Annotated in this window: 1 pseudogene; it reads right to left on the bottom strand. The window is 42.1% G+C overall.

Annotated features, from left to right (window positions below):
- Positions 1–639, bottom strand: a pseudogene (locus ACRCJ0_RS18165) (pyruvate carboxylase); the annotation flags it as partial.

The raw sequence follows: 639 nt of genomic DNA on the forward strand, positions 1-639 counted from the left end.
CCCACGGTCGCGGTTACGTTCTTTAGGAAAATCAAACAATTCAGGTGTATTATCGATGAATACAGTGTTTGCAGTACCTGCTTGGAAGACAGGATGGTTTACAACGTTACGCAAGAACGGAATATTATTCTTAACCCCACGCACACGATACTCTCTTAAGGCACGGTCTGTTTTTGCTACCGTATCTTCGAAATCTGTACCGTAAGTGATTAACTTAGCGATCATCGAGTCAAAGTACGGACTAACAACCGTATTTTGGAAACCATTACCCGCATCTAAACGGACACCAAACCCGCCTGGAGAACGGTAAGTGTTGATTTTACCTGTATCTGGGAAGAAGTTGTTATTTGGATCCTCTGTAGTTACACGACATTGGATTGCAAAACCATTTAATGGTAAGTCTTCTTGTGATGGTAAACCAATTTCACTTAAGCTTTCACCTGCTGCAACACGGATTTGTGTTTGGACAATGTCCACACCAGTGATTTGCTCTGTAATTGTATGTTCTACTTGGACACGAGGGTTTACTTCGATAAAGTAAAAGTCATCGCCATCTAACAAGAACTCAACAGTTCCGGCATTAGCGTAGTCGACTGAATCTAAGAAGTCACGGGCAGAATTACAGATACGGTTACGTAG

The organism is Aerococcus sp. L_32, assembly GCF_050689315.1.